General features: G+C 47.4%; 12 protein-coding genes. 4 read left to right on the top strand and 8 right to left on the bottom strand.

Annotation, left to right across the window (positions count from 1 at the left end; genetic code table 11):
• Positions 1 to 154 precede the first annotated feature (154 nt).
• Entirely contained in the window at positions 155 to 1,009 is an 855-nt protein-coding gene (locus PN462_RS02960) for a cytochrome c biogenesis CcdA family protein (protein WP_272126444.1), read from the top strand.
• A 60-nt stretch (positions 1,010 to 1,069) separates the two neighbouring features.
• Here the strand turns inward: PN462_RS02960 and PN462_RS02965 are convergent, their stop codons facing one another.
• The 5 genes from PN462_RS02965 to PN462_RS02985 all read right to left on the bottom strand — a co-directional run bounded on the left by PN462_RS02965 (position 1,070) and on the right by PN462_RS02985 (position 7,192).
• The gene (locus PN462_RS02965; protein WP_272126445.1) at positions 1,070 to 2,341 is read right to left on the bottom strand and encodes a hypothetical protein; all 1,272 of its coding nucleotides are present in this window, start codon (positions 2,339 to 2,341) and stop codon (positions 1,070 to 1,072) included.
• A 334-nt stretch (positions 2,342 to 2,675) separates the two neighbouring features.
• On the bottom strand, positions 2,676 to 3,638 hold the full coding sequence (locus tag PN462_RS02970; RefSeq protein WP_272126446.1) for a hypothetical protein: 963 nt from the start codon (positions 3,636 to 3,638) through the stop codon (positions 2,676 to 2,678).
• Between the two features lie 77 nt (positions 3,639 to 3,715).
• Positions 3,716 to 5,365, bottom strand: a complete 1,650-nt coding sequence (locus PN462_RS02975; RefSeq protein ID WP_443029046.1) for an acetolactate synthase large subunit — start codon at positions 5,363 to 5,365, stop codon at positions 3,716 to 3,718.
• A 356-nt stretch (positions 5,366 to 5,721) separates the two neighbouring features.
• Positions 5,722 to 5,865 (bottom strand): hypothetical protein, encoded by a 144-nt coding sequence (locus PN462_RS02980; RefSeq protein WP_272126448.1) that lies wholly within the window; start codon positions 5,863 to 5,865, stop codon positions 5,722 to 5,724.
• Positions 5,828 to 7,192, bottom strand: a complete 1,365-nt coding sequence (locus tag PN462_RS02985; RefSeq protein WP_272126449.1) for an NAD-dependent succinate-semialdehyde dehydrogenase — start codon at positions 7,190 to 7,192, stop codon at positions 5,828 to 5,830. The genes PN462_RS02980 and PN462_RS02985 overlap by 38 nt, the downstream gene beginning before the upstream one ends.
• Before the next feature lie 288 nt (positions 7,193 to 7,480).
• Here PN462_RS02985 and PN462_RS02990 point away from each other — a divergent pair, with 288 nt between their 5' ends.
• The gene (locus tag PN462_RS02990; RefSeq protein ID WP_272126450.1) at positions 7,481 to 8,938 is read left to right on the top strand and encodes a methyl-accepting chemotaxis protein; all 1,458 of its coding nucleotides are present in this window, start codon (positions 7,481 to 7,483) and stop codon (positions 8,936 to 8,938) included.
• Between the two features lie 222 nt (positions 8,939 to 9,160).
• Here PN462_RS02990 and PN462_RS02995 read toward each other — a convergent pair whose 3' ends face one another.
• From PN462_RS02995 to pirA, 3 genes are all read right to left on the bottom strand, one after another.
• Positions 9,161 to 12,856, bottom strand: coding sequence for a trypsin-like serine protease (locus tag PN462_RS02995; protein WP_272126451.1), 3,696 nt, complete (start codon positions 12,854 to 12,856; stop codon positions 9,161 to 9,163).
• A gap of 26 nt (positions 12,857 to 12,882) precedes the next feature.
• Entirely contained in the window at positions 12,883 to 14,496 is a 1,614-nt protein-coding gene (locus PN462_RS03000) for a mechanosensitive ion channel family protein (protein WP_272126452.1), read from the bottom strand.
• Between the two features lie 239 nt (positions 14,497 to 14,735).
• Positions 14,736 to 15,146 (bottom strand): arginine synthesis PII-interacting regulator PirA, encoded by a 411-nt coding sequence (pirA, locus tag PN462_RS03005; protein WP_272126453.1) that lies wholly within the window; start codon positions 15,144 to 15,146, stop codon positions 14,736 to 14,738.
• A 361-nt stretch (positions 15,147 to 15,507) separates the two neighbouring features.
• Here pirA and PN462_RS03010 point away from each other — a divergent pair, with 361 nt between their 5' ends.
• Together PN462_RS03010 and PN462_RS03015 are read left to right on the top strand one after the other, a co-directional pair.
• The gene (locus PN462_RS03010; protein WP_272126454.1) at positions 15,508 to 17,379 is read left to right on the top strand and encodes a WD40 repeat domain-containing protein; all 1,872 of its coding nucleotides are present in this window, start codon (positions 15,508 to 15,510) and stop codon (positions 17,377 to 17,379) included.
• Between the two features lie 200 nt (positions 17,380 to 17,579).
• Positions 17,580 to 23,342, top strand: a complete 5,763-nt coding sequence (locus PN462_RS03015) for a translocation/assembly module TamB domain-containing protein (RefSeq protein WP_272126455.1) — start codon at positions 17,580 to 17,582, stop codon at positions 23,340 to 23,342.
• Positions 23,343 to 23,509: the final 167 nt, after the last annotated feature.

Raw genomic sequence — 23,509 nt, forward strand, 5'->3', positions numbered from 1 at the left:
CGCCCCCTTACAGCTAATCCGGTCTAGAGAAACGACCAGTAGTGTTAATCCGCAATACCCCTGGAGAGCTATTCGCAGCTACGGGAAGGTTATCTCTCCCCACTCCCCCACCTCACGAAGTAGGTGGGGGTCATTGAATTAATCGTCTCATAGGATGGCACAGTATCCCTTTTCCTCTCAAAATCGTAATTTTCGCCGTTTCTGGGTGCGTTGTCTTTTGTTGTTTGGGGGTGGGATTATTTTGGCGTTGCTGTTGAGTGGGGTAAACTGGCGATCGCACCTTTCCCCCCTCGAAACGTTCATCTTTTCCCTTGAAGCAACCTATCAGCAATATCTCGGCACAACTCAACCCAATACTACTATTTTACTCCTTCCCTTTGCCTTTGGAGGGGGACTAATTGCGAGTATTTCTCCCTGTGTTTTAGGCTTACTTCCGGTTAATCTCAGTTACATGGGGACTCGTGATATTAACTCCCGTAGAGATGCCTTAAAAAAAGCCAGCTTATTTGTCCTAGGGGTTTGTACAATGTACAGTATTTTAGGACTCTTTTCCTCTAGTTTAGGCTTTTTATTAGTGGGATATCGGGGTTATATTTCTGTTTTTGTAGGTTGCTTTATTCTAATGATGGGATTGATCTTATTAGAGGTCATTCAGCTTCCCCTACCGCAATTTTCGGGAAAAGTCCCCATTGCTGGGACCTATGGAGTAGGTCTCACCTTTGCCTTAGCGACTTCTCCTTGTAGTAGTCCGCTTTTATTTGCCGTTTTAGCCACCGCAGGAGAAACGGGGTCCCCGATTTTAAGTACCTTAACCATGATCAGTTATGCGGTGGGTTATACTATGTTAATTTTCCTCGCTAGTTTATTTACCGGACTGGCCAAACAAACACGACGTTTTCTTCCTTATACTGGTAAAATTACTCAAGTTTCCAGTATTTTCTTAATTGTACTGGGGATTTATTATACTGTGGATGGCCTACGCTGGTTGTTGGCCCTGTGGCAAGGTTAAGGCTTAATGTACCTTGGGTTTTAACCCAAGGCTAATAGCTGAAAATAGACCCATCAGAAACTATTTAATCATAATAATTTCATAGGGTTTTTGGGGAATACTATTAAATTTACGTCCCCATAACTCCGCTTTGGGGTAGTCGGGGAGTCCTTGGGTGACTGCACCTTTGGCCGCAGCAATAATCCAAACCGTATTGGGGTCTTTTTGCTCTAAAGAGTGAGGATAAAAAATAGCGGTATTTTGAGAAAAATGCCAAGCAATGGCATTTTTAGGTAAATTATAATCAAACACAAAACGTGCCGCAACATTATCAATTAAATAGGTTTGATTGGGATGTTTGGAGACATAGCTTTTGATCTCAGTATAGTCCTGATGGGTGGGGAAAATATCCGCAGCGAGTAAACTGACAATGGCGGGGATTTGATAAACACAAAATACCACAATTGTCAAGAATGCTAAGAGGGATTTATTGAGCTTTTGTAAGGGGATTTCAACCACGGTGATGACAGAAATTAAGGCAACAAAAAAGTTAACATAATATCGTAAACTACTAGGATACAAAAATAAATTTAAAACCAAACCTACACTGGTTAACAGAAAAAAATATTTTAGATGGGTAGGAATTTTGCGAAGTTTAAAGAGAAGCATAAACAAGCAAGTCAAGTAAAGCAAATAAATTGAACCATAAATAATTTCATTGTATCCGTGGGAAAGAATAAAAAACCATAATGGCAATATTTTTTCTGGGGGGACTACCCTTAAACTTGCGTGCCATGTAAAATCATCCCAGAAGTGAAAGAATTCAAAATTAATTGTCCATAAAAATAAGCTAAAAACACTAATAAATGCAGCAAACCAGCTAATAATCACTTTTCTAAAATATTTAATAAATTGTTTCTCTTTTTCTTGAGAATAATTAACCCAAATAATCCCTAATGTAAACGGAATAATATAGGCAATACTAATGGGTGCAGATAACCAAGCTACCCCTAAAAAACAAAAACCAAAAAAATATTTCCAGCCTCTATTCAAGGTAAGAAACCATAACCCAATTGCCAAATAAGCCATAGCTAAAGCATCTTGACGTAGCCCCACAATAGACATAGAAGTTGTATAAACAACGGGAATACAGAGGATAGCGACTTTAGAAAACCCATATTTTCGCAAAATTAAAGCTGTAAAAACGCAAAAAATAATATAACAGCAACATTGAAATAATAAAATACTTTCAGGACTACTTCCGAAACAGGATAACCAACTGGCTAAAGAATAACTATGAATGGGCGGTTGAACATAATACCGATCTATGCTTCTTTCCGTCCAATTTGCCAACCAAGGGTTGACAAAATCTCCATTTTTTGCTATATTTATTGCTGCTCCTATGAAAAATAAATCATCAATCATTGGGGGTGGGAAACCGCAAAACAATAAAATTAGCCAAAACCCAATGATTGGCAAAATAACAGTTAAAACAAAGGATTTCATAAAACTATAACTCAAGAAACTATAACTCAAGAAGGTCTATCACTGCTAAAAGAAAAAAGGGGGGGGATTGCGTTTATACAACTACTGAGGTGTAACCTTAATAAATGAATAGAAAATAGAGTGAACTTGTGCGGACTGCACGCTTATTTTAAGGGGCTATACATGAGATATTAGCATTCATCTAAGACATAAAAGCAATAATTTTCTGATGGTACTCATCTTCCGTAATTTGTCCTAACTGTAACTCCCCATTTAACGCATCAATTTGCACTTTAATCCCTTGTTGCTTCTTCATAATTTCCTCCCGATGTTGGCGATAAACTTGTTCCCCGTGACGTTTGCTTTCTCGGAAGATTTGCTGGAGTTGTCCGACCGTTACCGTAGTATTGTGGGCAAAATAAGCATGGGCCAATTCTCCGATCGCCCAAGTATTAATAAAAGCATAAGTCGTCCCCAATTGCTGCCCTAACCCCACCAAACGGGTTAAATTGCCAATGGCCAAATGTAACCCCATCACCCCAAACCCCCCAAAGGCCACCTGATATAACGGGGGAAACTCCCCATCGGGAGGATATCCCCACATCACCCCAATATCTTCAATTAAATGGAGTTGATTGAGATACACCAACCAATCGGAGGAAATGGCCACCCCTAAAATAGGGACCGAGGCCGTTACCGCATTCACTATAGACCAGATCATAATCTGATGGTGAACCAAGACCTCCCGTTTCGTCTCATCTTCAATCCTCTCTACCTGGGGAGAAATCAACTGACGGCCTGCTTCTTGGAGTCGTCGGGTGAGTAATGCTTGGCCACTCCAAAAGAGATATCCCGGTAACGTCTTCTCAATGGTGTGGATAATTTGCTGTTTGGAGGGGGGACAGTCTCCATCGAGATAGGCCAAAGTATAGGCCGACTGATAGACAATTTCTCGGAGTTTGGTGTCTTGGAGTTGAGAGAGAAGGGATTCTACCGTTAGGGGGTCTTGTAACAGTTGGTCTAAGGACACCGTTTCTGTTAACCCTAACTCCTCGATGGCCTCGGTTAAAATCCCTTGTTCTCTGGGTTGTAACGGCCCATCGGCCTTGGCCAGTAGTACCAAAATTTTCAAACACCGTAACAGATCATCCCTTGCGATCGCCATAATTCTCAGCCCTTAATACAGCAAGAGACACGAGGGGGGTATCGTGTCTCTCTCTATTATCTTCTCTCCCAGGAAACTTAAATTTTACAATTCAATCCCCCAGATTTTTGGGTAAAGCGGAGATTTTCCCGATAGTCCACCGGACAATCAATCACTGCGGGGACATCTTGTTTTAACGCTTCTTGCAAAGTGGGGACTAACTCCTCAGTTGCTTTCACCCGATATCCCTTTAACCCCATACTCTCCGCAAAGCGGACAAAATCCGGGTTGGTGAAGTCAATAAAGGCCGACTCTCCAAAATGGTTCATTTGCTTCCACTCAATGAGGCCATAGCCATTATCGTTAAAGATGAGGGTGACAAAGGGGGTTTTCACCCGTAAAGCGGTTTCTAACTCCTGACAATTCATCATAAAACCCCCATCTCCGGTGACGGCCACCACCTTGCGGTCCGGATGGACTAATTTGGCCGCCAGGGCCCCTGGAATAGCAATACCCATGGCCGCAAACCCATTAGAAATGATACAGGTATTAGGCCGATCGCAATGATAATGCCGGGCCATCCACATTTTATGGGCCCCCACATCAGAAATGACAATATCTTCGGGCCCCATCACCTGTCGCAGATCATAGATTAATTTTTGCGGTTTAATGGGAAACTCCTCATCATTGGCATATTGTTCATAGTCGGCCCGAATATCGGACCGTAAACTGGCCGCTTTCGGGGTGGGTTGACCTGTGCGATCGGCCCGTTTCATAATCTCAAATAGAGAATCTGTAATATCCCCCACTACCTCAACGGTGGGAATATAACTACTATCAATTTCGGCAGGATTCGCCCCCACATGGATAATAGGAATCTTACTATCAGGATTCCATTTTTTCGGGGAATACTCAATTAAATCGTACCCCACTGCAATCACTAAATCGGTCTGATCAAAGGCGCAAGTAATATGATCCCGTTGTTGTAACCCAATCGTCCACAGGGAGAGGGGATGGGTATAGGGAATGACTCCTTTACCCATAAAGGTATTCACCACCGGAATATTTAAATAGGTGGCAAACTCCGTTAATGCTTCACTGGCCTTGGCCCGAATTGCCCCATTGCCCACTAAAATTAAGGGATTTTTCGCCTTAGAAATAGACTCGGCAGCTTTATTGAAACTGCGGAAAGACGCATAAATTTGTTCTTGGCCATCCTTGGCTAAAGTAAACGCTTGGCCCACAGGCATGGCCGCAATATTTTCCGGTAAATCAATGTGAACTGAACCGGGTTTTTCCCGTTGGGCAATTTTAAACCCTTTGCGGATAATTTCTGGGGTATTGGAGGGACGCACAATTTGGGTATTCCATTTAGTCACTGGATTAAACATTGAGACTAAATCCAGATATTGATGGGACTCAATGTGCATCCGATCTGTTCCCACTTGCCCGGTAATGGCCACCAAGGGGGCCCCGTCTAGGTTAGCATCGGCCACTCCTGTCATTAGGTTAGTGGCACCTGGGCCAAGGGTTGAGAGACATACCCCCGCTTTCCCGGTTAAGCGGCCATACACATCGGCCATAAAGGCGGCCCCTTGTTCATGGCGTGTGGTGATAAACTGAATAGATGACCCTTTTAAGGCTTGTAAAACGTGGAGATTTTCTTCCCCTGGTAAGCCAAACACATATTCAACCCCTTCATTTTCCAAGCAATGAACTAGGGCTTCGGCGGTGTTTAAATCGCCCATTATTTTATTGCCGGAGGGGGTTTTCGGGTTATTTTTTATGGAGTCGTTTTTTATGGGTTGAGATGTGGTCATGAACCTATGCTACTGTGTGGTGAATCAAGTTATTAATAGAACAATAGAACAGTGTAGATACTGGGATGTTATGCTAGGGCAATTTGTTCCAGTATTTCCCTCGTAGTTTAAGGGATTAATCACGGAAGTAAATCGACCTAGAGAGTAGTTTCAATGGGCGCAAATAACGATAAGATTTAGGATTGGAATGGGCTTTTTTTATCATGGTGTTTGGGCAATTTGTCATTCATTGAGGGTGAGAAACAATAGCTTGGGGTGCAAGAAACTCGGCATTTGGGGTAGTTTTACGACTGGACTAGAGAGGGGGCATTAACAATATTAATGCCTAGGGACTGATAGCAATTCGGGGCTTTCGTGGCACTCCGATGTTGCTGTTCTACGGTAGTGGGTTTAATCGAGCCAAACTGTCTTAATATTGACAAATTCATGAATTCCTTCCCGACTTAACTCCCGTCCATACCCCGAACGTTTGATCCCCCCAAAGGGAAGACGGGGATCAGATTTCACCAGGCCGTTAATAAAGACGGCCCCGGCTTCTAGGTCATTAATCAAGCGATCGCGCTCAGTTTCTATCTTAGTCCAAGCACTGGCCCCCAGTCCCAAGGGGGTATCATTGGCTAAGGCAATGGCCTCGTCGAGGCTATCCACCCGAAACACCGAGGCCACGGGGCCAAATAATTCTTCTCGGGCCGCGGGGGCATCGGGGGGAATATTGGTCAGCAGGGTGGGGGGATAGAAATTGCCCGGCCCCTCTAGGGGTTGGCCACCAATGAGGGCTTTTGCCCCCAAAGCGAGGCTTTTTTCTACTTGTTGGGCTAATTCATCCCGAATGGCCGCCGTGGCAAGGGGGCCAATATCCGTATCCTCGGCCAGGGGGTCCCCGACTTTCAAACTTTGGAATTTCTCCAGTAAACGCTGTTCAAATTCATCGGCAATGGAAGATTGTAGAATAAAGCGTTTGGCGGCAATACAGGATTGGCCATTGTTTAACATTCTTGCCGTTACTGCCGCTTTTACGGCTTTATCGAGATCAGCACTCTCTAGGACAATAAAAGGGTCACTGCCCCCTAATTCTAAGACCGTTTTTTTAATATATTTTCCGGCTGTGGCTGCTAAACTAGCCCCGGCGGGTTCACTTCCGGTGAGGGTAGCCGCCTGGACTCGTTGATCACTGAGGACGGTTTCCACTTGGGAGGCCCCAATGAGGAGGGTTTGAAAGACATTATCGGGGAAACCCGCTTCTCGAAAAATCTGCTCAATTGCGATCGCACTTTGCGGCACATTAGAAGCGTGTTTCAACACCGCCACATTCCCGGCCATTAAGGCCGGGGCCGCAAAACGAAACACCTGCCAAAAGGGAAAATTCCACGGCATCACCGCTAAAATGACCCCTAACGGTTGATACCGGACAAACGCGGCACTCCCATCACTTTCCCCCGGTTGATCTTGTAGAAATTCGGCGGCCTTTTCCCCATAATAGCGACAAACCCAAGCGCATTTTTTCGCTTCTGCCACAGCACTTTTGAGAGGTTTCCCCATTTCCGTGGTCATCAGTTGCCCATAGGTTTGACTGTTGGCCTCTAGGAGAGTCGCGGCTTTTTCTAACCACTGACTCCGTTGGGTTAGGGGGATTTGACGATAGGCTATATAGGCCGACTGAGCTTGAGTCAGTTTAGTCGCAATTTCGGCTGACGTTAAAGGCGTAAAGGTTTTGAGGGTTTCTCCGTTATAGGGATTAATTGTTGCGATCGCCATGAGTTTTTAACCCAATGATTTTACCTAGCACTGTATCTCTAGTTTATGGGTTTTACCGAATCATTTTTGATAAAATGTATAAAATTTAACTTTTTTATAAAGTTTTAAAGATTTTTTCCCTAAACTCGGCCTAGGACTCCAGAATAGGAAGCGGTTCAGCGTTCCCATCAAGGAAGTGAACCCCCCAACACCGAGGACATTGAGATCAACAAGAGAAAATCAAGGAATTCAGCCCAAAACTCCCATTAAATCAACATTTGAACATAACGACCTCATCCCCTTTCTCTCATGAATTTACAACCCTTTTCCTCCGGAAGTTTATCCCGCGTACAACTTCTCAGCGTCCCCTTAACCCTCACCGTTGCTCTCCTAGGGGGGACGGGTTGGTATATTGGGAATACTTACCAAGCCTTCCGGGGAATTTATACTCAAGATATGCGCTTAGTTGAACTAAGCGGGGAAATTGATTATCTCGATGAAGTTTTAACCATGTCCGCCCGCATGGCCGTCGCCACCGGAGATCAACAATGGGTGAGACGGTATGAAGAATATGACCCCCAAGTCTTTGCCGCCATTGAAGAAACCGCAGAATTACTCCCCTCCGCCTTTTCCGGCCAAGCAGGGGAAGAACTCAATGATGTGGCCGTCCAATTACAACGCATGGAAAAACGGGCCTTTGCCCTCTTAGAACAAGGACAAAGACAACAAGCGGAACAGCTTTTATTTAGTGCCAGCTATGAACGGCAAAAAGAGCGTTATACCCAAGTCATGGGGGACATTTTAGAGACCCTTCAACAACACGCCAATCAGTCGCTCAGAGTGCAAACCCGCAACGCTCAAATTGCTCTCTGGGTGATTGGGGTGTCTGTGGTGTTATTGCTCATCTTGTGGATTGTGATTTTACGAATGTTGGTGCATTCCATTCAATCGGTCCGCCAAGCTAGTCATTCGGTGTCCCAAGTCTCTCAACAGATTACCCATACTGTCGCTGAACAGGAAACCCTTGTTGTTGATCAAGCGGGTGCAGTCAGTCAAACCTCCACCACCATGAATGAATTAGAACAGTCTGCCAAAGCCTCAGCCGAGGGAATGCAAGTCGCCCTTGATGAAGCCAAGCAAGCGTTAAACTTGGCTGAGAAAGGGACTGAGACGGTGGATAAAACCTTGGCGAGTATGGAACATTTGCAACAGAAGGTTCAAGACATTTCCCAACAAACCCAACAACTGATCAACCACAGTCAAGAAATTGGGACAGTTTCTCAATTGGTGAGTGAGTTAGCCAACCAAACCAATTTATTAGCCTTAAATGCGGCTGTGGAAGCTGTGCGGGCCGGAGAATCGGGCCAAGGGTTTGCGGTGGTGGCCAGTGAAATTCGTAAATTGGCCGATCGCAGTAAAGATTCAGCCCAAAAAATTTCTAATTTAGTTCTCGATATTCAGTCTTCGGTTCATGGGACTGCGGATGTCACCCAGGAGGGGACAAAAACGGTGAATCAAGGCATTGATTTGACCCATCAAACGGCGAAAACCTTTGAGCAATTTGTCGCCGCTATTGAACAAATTACCACCAATAGCCAGCAAATTTCCCTGACCGCAAAACAACAGTCTCAAGCCACTCAAGAGGTGGCTGAGGCTCTAGAATCTTTAGATCAGGGAACGGAACGCACAAAAACAGTGATTAGTGAAACAAAAACGGCTACAGATTATCTCAAGGAGACGGCGGAAGAGTTGTTAAAGTTGGTTTAAAGTAGTGGAGAATTGAGAATTAGTAATTAGGAATTGAGAATTGAGAATTGAGAATTCGGAATTGAGAATTGAGAATTGAGAATTGAGAATTGATAGGTAGGGGCAATTCCTGAATTGTCCCTATGAATGCTTACCTCTATCAACCCGTTCAAACAGGTTTCAGCTATTAGCCTTGGGTTTTAACCCAAGGCAGCTAAAAGTAGCATTACTTACCATTTACCTTTAAGCCAAGCCGATCTCAGCTTGCATAATAATGTCATTAAAATCGCGATCGCCCGCTTGGGGCAAATCTTCAAACCCCCAAACATTCTCACCCAACAACAACACATGATCCAACCCATCCGGATTCGCATTTAAGAACGCAAAATAAGTATCCACCTCCGAATTCCCCTCTAACACATCCTGAACCGTTCCATCGGCAATAATAAACGGCGCAAAAATCTTGCCCCCGGCAAACACATCACTTACCCCTTGCTGCGTCTCCGTAAAAGACATCCCATTCACCTGACTTTGGCGAATAGCAGCCAGGGTGTACTCCCCACTGCCAGGACTCACCACTTGGCCCGTCACCGGGTCTCGAACCGCCCCCGCTTCATTTTCCACCTGATATAATCCCACCGTATTCTCAAACTTAGCATCACTCTCAATACGGGGGAAACTTACCCGCACCTCCTCTTTCGCCAGAAAGCGGAAATCCAGCACCTCCCCTTCATTTTCCGTTTGTAACGCACTCACCAACTGATTAAGAGACGGGGTGCGATTTTCCAGAGACACATCAATCACCGTATCGTTAAAATCTAAATCCCCACCTCCGGCAAAATCCTCCCAACCGAGAGTAAAATTCCCCTGACTGGGTTCAGTCACCTCTACATGGTCGAAGTTATCAAAATTCGCCTCCGTAAAGGAGAAAAACACATTAGAATCACTCCGGCCTTTTAAAACCCCCTCCTTCGTGCCATTTTCCACCAAATAGAACATCAAGCGATCGCCCGCCGCAACAGACACCCGACGAGACACCGCAATATTATTCATCAACTCATCCGAAGCATCCGTCAGGACATTATAAATCTTCTCCCCTGCCGACAACGCCGCCTGAGTAAACCCTTCCTCCCCTGGGGCAACCCCATCCACACGGTTATTCGCATCCACCCGCACAAACCCCACCTCAGTGATCCGATCATTATCACTCGGTTGTAAACTAATATTCGCCAACGCCGTCCCACTCGGACCTTGCACCGTGAAAATTTGACTCTCATCAGCCGTCAGAGTCAGAGACTGGTTAATAGTCCCAATGGCCCCAAAATTAAGAATATTCCCATCGGGACTCCCCCCTTCATCTCCCCGGCCCCCATCTTCTAGCGTCAACAGCATTCGGTCCGCAAACCCATCATTATCCAAATCAAAAAAGCGGGCCCCCGTCGTCCCATTATCCGTCAAAGCACTCCATTGAGCCGTCGAAGGATTCAGTTGCCAGAAGGTATTATAATTTTGCTGCGCCGGGACCTCCGGGAGAATCACATCCAGCGTCGTCCTTGTCCCCGACCCCAACGCCAACGTAAAGTCCACATAGGCCAAGGGAAACTCTAACCCACTAATACTCGGTTTAAGCGGGGCATTAAACAGAGGTTGGTCTGTCACCTCTAACCGCGTAAACTGGTCATCTGGTGGGGCCGCAAAAGTGAGATAAGTGTCCGGGTTGCGGTCATCACTCACAAACGGGGCAAAAGAGACCACATTGGCCTGTTGACTATCCTGAATGCCATCTTCGTTGCGATCGCCCACCGTATTTTCAAGATCATCCGGGACCGTATCCCCATCACTATCGGGCCCGATATTTTCAAAAAAGAGCAACTCCCCATTCTGGTTGCCCACAAAAATATCATTATCGTCATCCCCATCTAAATCCGTAAACGTAGGGGTCGTATAATACCCCGCCACGCGACCAAAAAGGGGATTGTCCTCCGTAAACACCGGGACAAAGGTGGGAGTCGTCGGAGTCCCCGTATTCAGGAATAACAGGTTAGTCCCCTTCTCATTCCCCACCAACGCATCTAAGTCGCCATCCCCATTAATATCCCCAAAAGTGATGCGACTATGACTCCCCACATCAATTAACCCAAAGGGGTTGGTTTCGGGGTCAGCAAACTGGGGACTATTTTCCGTTCCTGTATTCTCAAAAAAGAGAATATTCCCCGCTTCATTCCCCGTAAATACATCCAAATCCCCATCCCGGTCAATATCCACAAAGATGGGACTGGCATACCCCCCCACATTGACTAAATTAAACGGGTTACTTTGGGGGGCCGTATATTGGGGATTAGTAATTGTGCCGATATTGTCGGCCAACAGTAAATCCCCGTTGGCATCCCCCCCTAAAATATCTAAATCCCCATCATTATCAATATCGCCCACCGTGGGGGCTAAATGACCACTCACCGGGGTAAACTCAAAGGGATTCACCTCCGGAAAGGCAAAGTCCGGGTCCGTGGCCGTCCCTTGGTTTTCAAAAAAGAATAAATTGCCGATTTCCGTCCCCGCAAAGGCATCTAAGTCCCCATCCAGGTCAAAATCAATAAATGTGGGAACAGCAGCCGCCCCGGCGGTGACTTGGAAAAAGGGATTTTTGCTATTATCCTGTTTGCGGAAGTCGGGCAAGGTTTCGCTGATGGGGTCATCATCCACAATGCGACCAATGCCCGTTTCTTTTTGCAGGGCCAAGTCTGTCGGAGTCCCTTGAAAATTATCTAACTCCAGCGAAAAACTTTTATCCGACTCAAAGGCCGTATCCCCTAAAATGGCCACCTCAATGGTTTGGAAGACATCGGGTGGCGGTGGGGGTTCTTCCGGTTCTGGAGGGTTTTCGGGGTCTTCCGGTTCTGGGGGGTCTTCCACTTCCGGGGGTTCGATGGTGAAGTCTAAAGTCCCCGTTTCCCCTAAATAATCTTGTCCGGCAATAGCCGTCCCATCTGCCGTCCGATAGTCAACGGAAAATGTCCCCTCACTCACCCCGACAACCCGGACAGTAAACTCCATAAAGCTAAACTGTCCATTGCCTTCTTTGAGGGTGGCATCACTGAGATAAATCCCCGGTTGCAGGTCATCTGGGGAAGTTTGATTATTAATCCAATTGGCGAACACCGATGTACGAGTAAAGACGGTGGGGGTTTCTCCATCTAACACCTCTGTCCCAAAACTCACTACCCCCCCATGGGCAAAAGTATCCCCATCGGGGACTAGCAACGGCCCACCACTATCTCCTGGGGCTGGCCCTTGGATGCCTTCTCCCACGGCAGCAATCATATTATTATTAACCGCCCCGCCCCAAAATTCGTTGGCTTGGTCGTTGGAGAGAATAGACAATTGGGCTTCTTGTAACTCATTGGCCGCCGGGCCACTAGGGGAGAGTAACCCCCATCCTAAGACCGTTCCGGTGGTGTCTGGGGCGGTTAAGGTTTCGGCATTTTCTCCGGTGACTAGGGCTAAGGGGTCCAAGTCCACTAAGGGTTCAGTTAAGCGGAGTAGGGCTAAGTCTGAATCAAAGGTTTCCGATTGATAATTGGGGTGACGGAGAATTTGGTCAACGTCGTAGCGAATGCCTCCCTCGGTGAGGGTGTTGCTTCTCAGGAGAAAATCCACTTCTTCGGGATTTTTAGTGGTCCCATCCTCGTTGATGATGGAATGGGCCGCAGTGAGGACCCATTGGGGGTGAATGACTGTTCCGCCGCTAAATTGCCCTAAAAACCCGTTGGGTTCATTGGCCTCTACTAGGGCCCCCATCCAGGGGTAAGCGTTGGGTGAAGCGGGAGTTCCCCCAATAATGAAGGGAATGCGAGTGAGTTCACCGGGCAGGCCAGAACTGGTGATGATGTTGCCCTGGGGGGTTTTATAGGTGGTGGGAATGAGAGAGGTTTGGGCCATGATACGGAGATAGTTGAGAGTTGATATCAGTTTGCATCATGAGGGGGCGTATCGCCAACGTCTGAATTGCCGAAAACGCGCAGCAAAACGGCTTCTAATTGAGGGGAAAGTCCCGATCGCAGGTGTAAATCCCGTTGCGGGAAGGGAATTTCTACATCGGACTGTCGCAACAGTTCTTCAATGCGAAAATATAGGTCGCTACTAATATTGATTTGTTCACTGGGTTCGTGACTCCAGACTAACAGATCGAAGTCTAAGGAACTATCCCCAAAGCCTTTAAAATGTACGGTGGGGTTGGGATAGTCTAGCACTAGGGAATGTTCTTTGGCGGCTTGTAAGAGGACATTACGCACGATTTGAATATTACTCCCATACGCGACTCCGACGGGGATATGTAAGCGGGAGATGGGGTTGTCGTGACTCCAGTTAATTACTTCATCTTCCAGGAGTCGGGAGTTGGGGACGATGACGGAAATTTGATCTAGGGTTCGCAAGACGATACTTCGGGCCCCGACTCGTTCGACTGTGCCAATGCGATCGTTGACTTCGATAAAATCTCCCACTTGCACAGACCGTTCAAACAGTAATACTAAACCACTGGCGAAGTTTTTGGCGATATCTTGAAAGCCGAAGCCAATCCCCACCCCCAAGGCACTCCCTAAAATGGCGATGGAACTGAGGTTTAAGCCCCAAATTTGTAGGAGAATGATTGCTCCCAAGGTCATCAGACTATATTTGATGACAATAGAGATCGCCTCTTGAATCCCCCGTTCGATGCGGGTTAAACGGAGAATGCGATTTTTAATGACTTGGGTGACACTACTGGTGGCCAGTAATAATCCCCAAAAGAGTCCTAAGAGGATGAGAAAGTCGAGAATTGAATAGCTATCATTGCCTAGGTTAATTAAGGGGGCCGTAAAGGTGGTTTGTAAGCTCTCTAACAGCCAATAACTCCACTGTCGGGAGATGGAAAATAAACTGGCAATATACAGCAGCACTGTCACCCACAAGGCGATTCGGCCTAGGAAAATAAAGAGGCGAAAGAGTAAAAAAAGATTGGGAAAGTTTTGCTGAGAAAACTCCGGATTATTGTCCTCAGAGGAGTTATCTCGCCAGGAATCCCGACGTTGTAAAGACCACTCAATGAAATAATGACCGAGGGGGATCATTCCCCAATGGACGACTATGGCTAATCCTAGCAGAATCGCAGCAAGAATCATGCGGTTGCGGATATAAGTGGGTTCTCGGTCTTTTTGAGCTTGTTGTAAGGCGGTTTCTAGGCGATTTTCCCAAATGTCCGCTTGTTCCCTAGGAGTCCGGTCATTTTCCGTGTCTTCCTCGGTGACGGTGAGGAGATAGCGACCATTGACTACCAAGGTGGGGGAATTGTTCCTTTCTTCGAGGGTGACGTTGGCATTTTGTTCAGCTTTAACGGCTTTTTCTAGTTGCAAATTAATCCATTCAGCCCGTTCATCGGCGGTTAATCGGTCTGAGGGAGTGACTTTAAATATCTCTCGACCACTGACGACAACGGGGGCCGCGGAGTCTGTTTCTTGGGCTGAGAGGGGGGAGAGGGTGAGGGACATACCCAGTCCCAGGAGAATTAAGAGGAGAAACGCAAATTTTTGCAACCGTTTCATAAACAATTAACAATTAACAATTAGTAATAAACCATAAACAATTAACCATTAGTAATTAACCCTTAGCCATTGATTCAGGGAACAGACACACTGAAAATTTCGTTAGTCGTCAGGGACTCAAAGACCCATGAAAAAAAGAGCGTTGGGTAACGCTCTCATATCTTAATACTTGTTGTCTAGAAACCGATGAGGTTCTCCATGTTCCCTTGTCTTGTGGGCCGGAGAACTCTATCCTTGAGTTACAGGGCTAACTGTTTCGATTCTTCTTCTAACAGACGCACTAACTGTTCATCTCCTCGTTCTTTGGCCACCTGTAAGCGACGTTCTAAATTTTGACGTAGGTTGTCGAGGTGGGTGGAGGTTGCTGTTGGGACGACGGAAGACCGACTCTTAGATTGTACCTTGTTGGCAGAAGCCGTAATTGCAGCTAGTTGAGTTTGGAGTGTCGCTTCGGTTTGAATAATGGGACAACTCTTGTAGGCTACTCCTCGATATTTGAGCGTCGGTTTTTCCTTCAACACAGGGATATGTCTGGGAAACTGACGATGATACTGTTGTCCTCGATATTTCCCGGTCAATAGTTCGCCTTCAGAAACCTCTAAGGATAAAGGTTCTCGGTTGTAACGAACACCACGATAAGATAATTCCATGTTTTTCCCTCCAGATTGCTAACCGGCTTTAAATTGCGGTTTGTGATTCAAATTTTCTTTTAATGGTGTGACTTCCTCCACCTACTGTCCTGTCAGTTCCTAGATAACCAGAGTCCTGTCGGGCAGTGGCTCAGAGGGGCCACGATTAAAAAGAGTGTTTTTCAATGGCTCTGTATCCATTGTGACGATTCCCCACTTAAATAGTAACAATTGTTACGTTTTTGTGACAATCAGGAAGGGGTGTGACCAATGGGGACCCGTTAAAATTCCCCTAGGTGTTCATTGCGGATTCTGATCCACCACTCACAAGAGATTCTAAAATCTATCATAATTAGGCAAAGAGAGAGACTCACAAAGGACTATGACCCGACGTTACTGGCTTGAGCTTGCTGAATATGTTGCTTTGGGGGGTTCGGCAGTTGGGATATTTACCACTGCTTTAACCCAACAAGTCCTCTATACGGCGGTGCCGCTAACCCTGACTTTGGGGTTAAATATGGATAACCGCCAACGGTTGCACCGACTGCAACAACAGCAGGGGAATAATAGTATTACTAATTTAAAGCGGTTGGTGGACCCCCTTGAGGACCAATTGGTTCAGTTGGAGGATAGTTTGCAGGAGGTTAAGGCGCGATCGCAAGATAATCTCCACAGTCAAAAAGAATCCTTCGCCCAACTCTACAAACTGATCAACCCCCTGAAACTCCAAGTTGAGCAGTTTAAAGAACAAGTCACCCACGTCGAAGACAACACCCAAAAACAACTGCGGGAACTCAAAGAATCTCAACAAGAAAACACTGAAGCCGCCTTCCAAAAAATTGACCAGTTTTTTGCCCGCATTAAAGACCATCTCGGCCAACTCGAAGCCTTAGCCCATCAGGTAAACCCGGAAACCCAACAGCAACTCCAAGCCGTTCAAACCTCTTTAGTACAACTTAAAGATTTTGTCAACCCCCTAGAGCAACGAATTCAAGAAATTGAACAAAAAATAAACACCCTCAACCCCGACTCCACCCCGCAACAGGCCAAGATACAAGACCTCCTCAACCAATATCGAGACACCCTAAACACCCAGACCCAAGCCTTACTCGACCCCTTACAAGAACAAGTGAACCAACTGCGAGCCACCATTGAAAACGTGACCCCGCAAACGGAAGCCCAGTTAGCCGAACTCCGAGAAGCGATCGCGCAATTCTCCCAACCCCCAGAAACCGCCGCTTTGACCCCCTCCCCCGCCTTAAACAACGTCCTCGAAGCCGGAGAAATTATCCCCCTAGAGGTACTTGACATCGAGACCATTGACCCCTCTCGCTGGCATTGCATTCACCTGCTGACCGGTCATAGTAAAGGAGTCAACTCCCTCTCCGTAGCGCGTTCCGGGGACATCTTCGCCAGTGGTAGCGATGATAATACCATTAAACTCTGGCAACTGGCCACCGGGCAAGAGATTCGCACCTTGGGACATAAAAGTTCCGGGGGGTTAGTCAGTGTGAAAACCCTGGCCATCAGTCCCAACGGGCAATTTTTAGCCAGTGGAGGGGACGATAAAACCATTAAACTCTGGCAACTCTCCACAGGTCAACCCATCGCCACCCTGAACGGCCATTCCGGATCCGTGAAGTCCCTAGTCTTCAGTCCCGATGGTAAACTATTGATGAGTGGGAGTGACGATAAAAGTATTAAACTCTGGGAACTGCAAAGTTCGGTCGTTAAGCGAACCTTAACGGGTCATTCCGACTGGTTTACAGGAGTTAAATGTGTCGCTATCAGTCCCGATGGTAAACTCTTAGCCAGTGGGAGTGATGATAAAACCATCAAACTCTGGGACCTAGAAACCGGGAACAACATCCACACCCTGAGAGGTCATCATGGGACAATAAATGCTTTGGCCTTCAGTCCCGACGGGAAACGCTTGGCCAGTGGCAGTGATGATAATACGATTAGCCTCTGGGACACTACTACTAAGAGAAGCATCACCAGTTTATCAGACCATCATGGCTCGGTTTATGCCATTGCTTTTAGTCCCAACGGTCGGACTCTGGCGAGTGGCAGTTGGGATAGTACCATTAAACTGTGGGACTCCCAAAGTGGTCATCTCTTAAACACCCTCCATGGCCACTCTGCTGCGGTGGTTTCTGTGGCCTTCAGTCAAGACCAACACGGAAGTGAGGCCAATTTAATGTTAGTCAGTGGGAGTAGTGATGATACAGTGCGAGTCTGGTCTTATCAGTAATTAGTTGTTAGTTATTAGTTGTTAGTTGTTAGTTGTTGGTTGCTAATAACCAACTGTTTACTGTTCCCTGTTTACTGTTTACTGTTTACTGTTCCCCGTTCCCTGTTCCCCGTTTACTGTTCCCTGTTCCCTGTTCCCTGTTTACTGTTCCCTGTTTACTGTTCCCCGTTCCCTGTTTACTGTTTACTGTTTACTGTTTAATGACCCACCCTCCCAACGAACCCCAACCCAGACGAAACCGTAAACTGTGGGCCTGGTTAACCGTCATTCTCCTCATCGCAGCAGGGGGGAGTGTTATCATAATCTGGGCCCTCATCCAACAATATCTCCGTCCCACCGTCGAACAAAGTCTCGAAACCAACCTCCAACGACCCGTCGAACTAGGAAACCTCCTCAGTTTCTCCCCCACCGGGTTACGGTTTGGGGAAACCCACCTCCCCCCCACCCAAGACGACCCCGACCAAGCAACCGTAAGTACCGTGGCCGTCCGCTTTAACCCCCTCACCGTCCTCACCCAAAACCGGTTAGGGTTGAACGTCTCCCTCGTGGGAACAGAAGTCTATATCGAACAAAGTCTCGACGGGAGTTGGATAACCATCCCCCAACCCCCCGAACAAGACCCCCTCCCCATTGATATTGAACTAGACTCCCTGCGAGTGTTTGATGGGTCCGTCACCCTCATGGGACGATACGGAGACGAAACCTTTAAACAACCCGTCCAACTGAACATCCCCAGCGCAACCGTTACCTTTGCCGATAAACTAGAAACCATCCTCCTAGAAAACCTCAAAGCAAAACTGGTCAAGGGAGGAACAGTCACGGCCACCGGAGAAGTCACCTTTGCAGAGAAAAAATTAGACAACCTACAGGGAAAAGTCGCAGTCACCGCAGAAAACCTGTCCTTACCCGAACTCAAAAAACTGGCCCCCCGTGTCCCCCTAGAATTTATCTCTGGGACAGTGGGGGGAAATGTAACCATTGAACTAGAGGGCAACCCCCTCACCCAAGAAACTTGGCCCCAAGTCACAGGAGTGGCCCAAGTTCAAAAGGTCGAAGTGGATGTGGATAATGTCCCCAACAACATCCGAGTCCAAGAGGGAACATTTCAACTTGCTGATAATGTAGCCACCTTGGATAATATTCGGGGACAGTTAGGGAATATTACCGCAGTTGCAAGGGGAGATATTGGGGTTGAGTCGGGGTTTGCAGTCTCTCTGAATATTCTCCCAGTAAATATTGAGACTATTTTGACGACCTTTGAGTTGGACTCCCAAAATATTCCCGTCTCAGGAGAAATTGAAGTTGCAGCAGACATTACAGGACAATTAACAAACCCTATCATTCGCGGTCGTCTCAATAAAACTGCGACCACATTTAAATTAGATGAAGTCCCCCTAGACTCTCTGGCCGCAGACTTTAGTTATCAAGTCCGTCAACAAATTTTAGCGGTTGACCAAGTAACTGCGACTCCTAGTATAGGGGGAACAGTCCGAGGAGAAGGACGTTTAGTTTTAAATGACCAACAAACGGCCTTGGTGACGGCCACCGCAGAAAATGTCCCCAGTCAAGGGTTAGCGAGTCTCTACGACGTGACATTACCCGTTAACTTAAATACTATCGAAGCCCAAGCTAAAGCCGTCATTCCCCTACAAAATTGGCAAAATTTACAAGCTACGGTGTCCAGTAATACGGTGTTGGGGGGAGGGAGTCTCACTGCTAGGGAGATTCAAGTTAATAATGGGATATGGCAGGGAACAGTGCAAGCCTCTGAGGTGAATATCTCTCAGTTTCTGGAGTTACCCGCAGCAGTGAGGGGGGAAGTGGGGACGGCTACCGCTACTTTAGCATTAAGGGGGTCTTTGGAGAATTTTAGCCCCGATACAGTTACGGTGTCCGGGAATGGGTTTATTAATGTGGCCGGGGGGATGGTGCGGTTTAATGAGTTACAGTTGGGGGAAGACCGTCAGTTAAGCGTCTCTCTCCGGTCGTCGGGGGTGCAGGTGGGGCGAATTGTCCCCGCATTTGCCCCAGAAAATGTCTCTATGCCGCCGTTGGGGGCGTTGAATGGCAATTTTGACCTAACGGGACGTTTGGCGGGGTTTATGCCTGAAATGGTGCAGGGGTCGGGGTTTCTCTCGGTGGGGGTTGCAGGAGGGACGGTTGCTGCAAGGGAGGTGCAATGGCAGGGAGACCAGTTGACAGCGCGGCTGAGTGCGAATAGTTTAGGGTTGGGGCAGTTGTCTCAGTTGGTGAGTTTACCCGCCAGTTTACCGATTAATCGGGGGTCTCTGGGGGAAGCGTCGGGAGAGGTGCAGGTGGCCTTGACTTCGGCGTTATGGGAGCAACCTGGTACGAGTCCTCAAGATTATCTTAACACGCTGCAAGTTAACGGCTCAGGACGGGTGACGAATTTGGCGCGGGGGACGGCCCAAGGGGATTTTTCTCTCGAAAATGGCAAGTGGCAAGCTAATTTAACGGCCCAAGGGTTACAACCCCATACCCTTACCCCCCAAGTCCCTCCTCAGTTACAAGGAGTGGCCGGGGGACAGTTTCAGGTGGCAGGCCGGGTGAATAATTTGACAATTGGCGCGATTCGTGCTTCGGGGTCGGGGGATTTACAGTTAGCGGGGGGAAGGGTGACTGTGACGGGGGTTGAGTTGGCCAATGGCACGCTTTCGGCTAATCTTACTCCCCAGGGGGTACAGTTGGGGCGGTTTTCTTCCAGGTTGCGGGGGAGTTTAGGGGGAGATGTGCAAGTTGCAGCCAATTTAATTAATTTTAGTCCCCGTGATGTAACGGCGGAGGGGAATGTTACCCTGAGTGAAGGGGTTTCGGTGATTACTCGTCCGGTGGATGCGGGGTTTGCTTGGGATGGTCAACGGTTGAGTTTATCTCAGGTTGATGGAGGAAACCAGTTGCAAGCATCGGGGGAGGTGGAGATTGATGTGGAGCGGTTGTTGACGGGGGATGTGGTGGAGGGAATCGCCCTTTTTGATCTCAATCTCGATGTTAATAATATCAATTTCGCTACCCTGCAACAAGAACTTGAACAATATGTCTCTCTCCCGGTGGACTTATCTCCTTTAAACCTCAGAGGAGAGGGGAGTTTTCAGGGGACGGTTCAAGGAACAATTCCTAATCCCTCGCTTACAGGTCATGTTATTTTAGCCAATGTGGCCGCCAATCAGTTGGTTTTAGACCCCCGATTAACGGGAGAGGTACAATTGGATAGTAATGGGGGAATAGTGGCGTTAAGTGGGGATACAGACCGCTTAGAATTAAGGTTAGATGGGGACTATCTGCCGACGGCTTTTGAGGTAAAATTAGATGAATTTACGGCTACGGGGGACCGAGAGGGGAGGGAACTTGTCGGAACATTTAATAATTTTCCTCTCCCGATTATTAAATCAATTGTCCCGTTACAACAACTCCCTCCGGTTATTGCGGCCCAACCCGTACAGGGAATGGTTTCGGGGAATGCAGTATTAAACCTCAATACCTTGGCAACAGAGGGACGTATTAATATTACTCAACCTGTTTTTGGCCTCTTACAAGGGGACCAATTTAATGGTCATTTTCTCGTCCAAAATGACACCATCACCCTAGACGAAGGGAACTTACAACGGGGGGAAACCCAATATCAAATTACGGGTCGTCTGACTAACACCTTCACTGACCCCCGCCTCCAGGGTAAGATTGCCATTAATAATGGGGATATTCAGGATGTCTTCACTACGTTTAAAATTAAAGACCTCCAAGATATTCAAAGACTGGCCACCACTTGGCAAACGTCTCCCACGGGACAGGCCGCAGACTTGAACACCATTCCCGTGGGACTTTCAGTGGACGCGAGTATTGAAGACCGTTTGCGGCGATTTTCTGAGATTATCACCTTAGTTGCGCGATCGCAAGCCCAACAACAAGAAGCCATCCCCCTCCCCTCCCTCCAATACCTCACCGGAGAATTTAACGGCGAAATTGCCATCTCAACTACCTTTAGTGAAGGAGTTGATGGAGTCAATGCAGATTTAACTTTCACCGGAAACAACTGGCAATGGGGGAACTTTCAAGCCAGTAATGTGGCCGCCACTGCTAACCTAGAAGAAGGCATCCTCACCCTACTCCCCTTAGAATTACAATCAGGAGGTGGGTCTGTAGTGGTTTCTGGGGCCTTTGGGACCGAAAACCTCTCCGGACAACTCAAGGTTACGGAATTCCCCATTGCCTCCCTTCAAGACCTCATCCCTCTCCCTCCTGCGGTGGGGTTTGGGGGACGCATCAACGCCACCGCCAGCATTGGGGGGACCCAAACTAACCCCCAAAGTCGAGGCCGCATCACCATTACTGATGCCAGTGTCAATGATACCCCTATTAATACTGCCGAAAGTAACTTTAGTTATAATAACGCCCGTCTCAGCTTCTCAGCCAAAAGCATCCTCGCAGAAGAAGGGACCCCCCTCACCCTCACAGGTAGCATTCCCTACCGTCTCCCCCTCCCCAACGCAACCCCCCCCCAAGATAATAGTCTGCAACTGCAAGCAAACCTAGAAGATGACGGGTTGGCCTTACTGAACATTCTCACCCGGCAACAGTTAGCCTGGCAACAGGGAGAAGGGGTGGTGGATGTAGAAGTGTCGGGGACTATCAACCCCTCTACTCAACAACTCACCAGTTTAGTGGCCCAAGGAAATGCGAGTTTTACCGATGGGGTGGTGACATCGAGAGTTTTACCCAATGCAGTGACGGACTTAAATGGGGAAGTCCAGTTTAATTTTGACCGCATTGAGGTGGAAGAATTAACGGGTCAATATGGGGGAGGAGATATTGTGGTTACGGGAGTTTTACCCACTACCATCCCCCAACCCCAAGACACCCCTCTGACGGTGAGTTTAGAAAAATTAGCGTTAAATTTAAAAGGGTTACTCAATGGGGAGGTTGAGGGCAATATTATCATTGCTGGGGCTGCCTTAGAACCGGAAATATCGGGGAATGTGGAGGTTAACCAAGGTCGGTTGGAGTTGGGAGGGACTGCAACGGCTAATAATTTAACATCAGGAGAAGGAGAGGAAGACCTCACCAGTCGGGTGTCGTTTAATAATTTAATTGTCCAGTTGGGGGAAAAATTCGCTATTTCCCAACGACCTCTGTTAGAATTTCTCGCCAACGGAGAGTTAACGGTGAATGGGACTTTAGATAGTCCCCAAGTGGTGGGGGATATCGCGTTAAAACGGGGATATGTGGACTTATTTACCACTACCCTCCGTCTTGATAGTAATTATGATAATGTGGCCCGGTTTGTCCCCCGTCGAGACTTGGACCCGGAGTTAGATATTCGCTTAGTTGGGAATGTGTTGGAGGCCAGTCGGTCTCCGGTGATGACTAATGCGATAAATTCTGAAGTGAGTACCACGGCCATGGATGTGGGGACGGTGCAAACCATTCGGGTGGAGGCTATTATGGAGGGGACGGCCTCGGAGTTAATTGCTAGTCTCAATAACCCGCAAACGGGCGTACAAGCGCGACAGGTGCTACAGTTGGAGAGTACCCCCTCTCGCAGTGAGACGGAGATTATTGCTTTGATGGGGGGTGGGTTTATTAATGCGGTGGCCGGGGGGGATAATACGGCCTTGGTGGGGGGGTTGGCGAATTTGGCGAGTAATGCGTTGTTGAGTGATGTACAATATGCGATTAGTGAGGCGTTTGGGTTGAGTTCTTTTGCTATTTTCCCGGCTGAGGTGATTGATGAGGAGGAGGGACGGACGGGGACGTTAGGGGTTGCGATGGAGGTTGGGAAGGATTTTGGCGATCGCGTTTCGGTGTCTGCGTTACAGTATATTACACCCCCGGAGCAACCTACTCGTTTTAATGTGCGTTATCGTATTAATGATCAGTTTACTGTACGCGGTTCGACGGATTTTCGCGGGGATAGTCGTGCTGTGTTAGAGTTTGAAACGAGGTTTTGAGGGCGGATGAACCAGTCTAGATACAGAGGACATAGGGAGAGGGGTTCATTGAGTCGCAATTCCGGCTTATTGTACAGTATCATTGACTATTCCCCCTGAGCGCAATCAATTAGGCTATTCAGGTTTAGGAAAATTCTGAGTTCATAATTGGTTCTACGTTGTTTATG

The sequence above is a fragment of the Spirulina sp. CS-785/01 genome, assembly GCF_028330525.1.
Classification (GTDB): Bacteria; Cyanobacteriota; Cyanobacteriia; order Cyanobacteriales; family Spirulinaceae; genus JAQMSD01.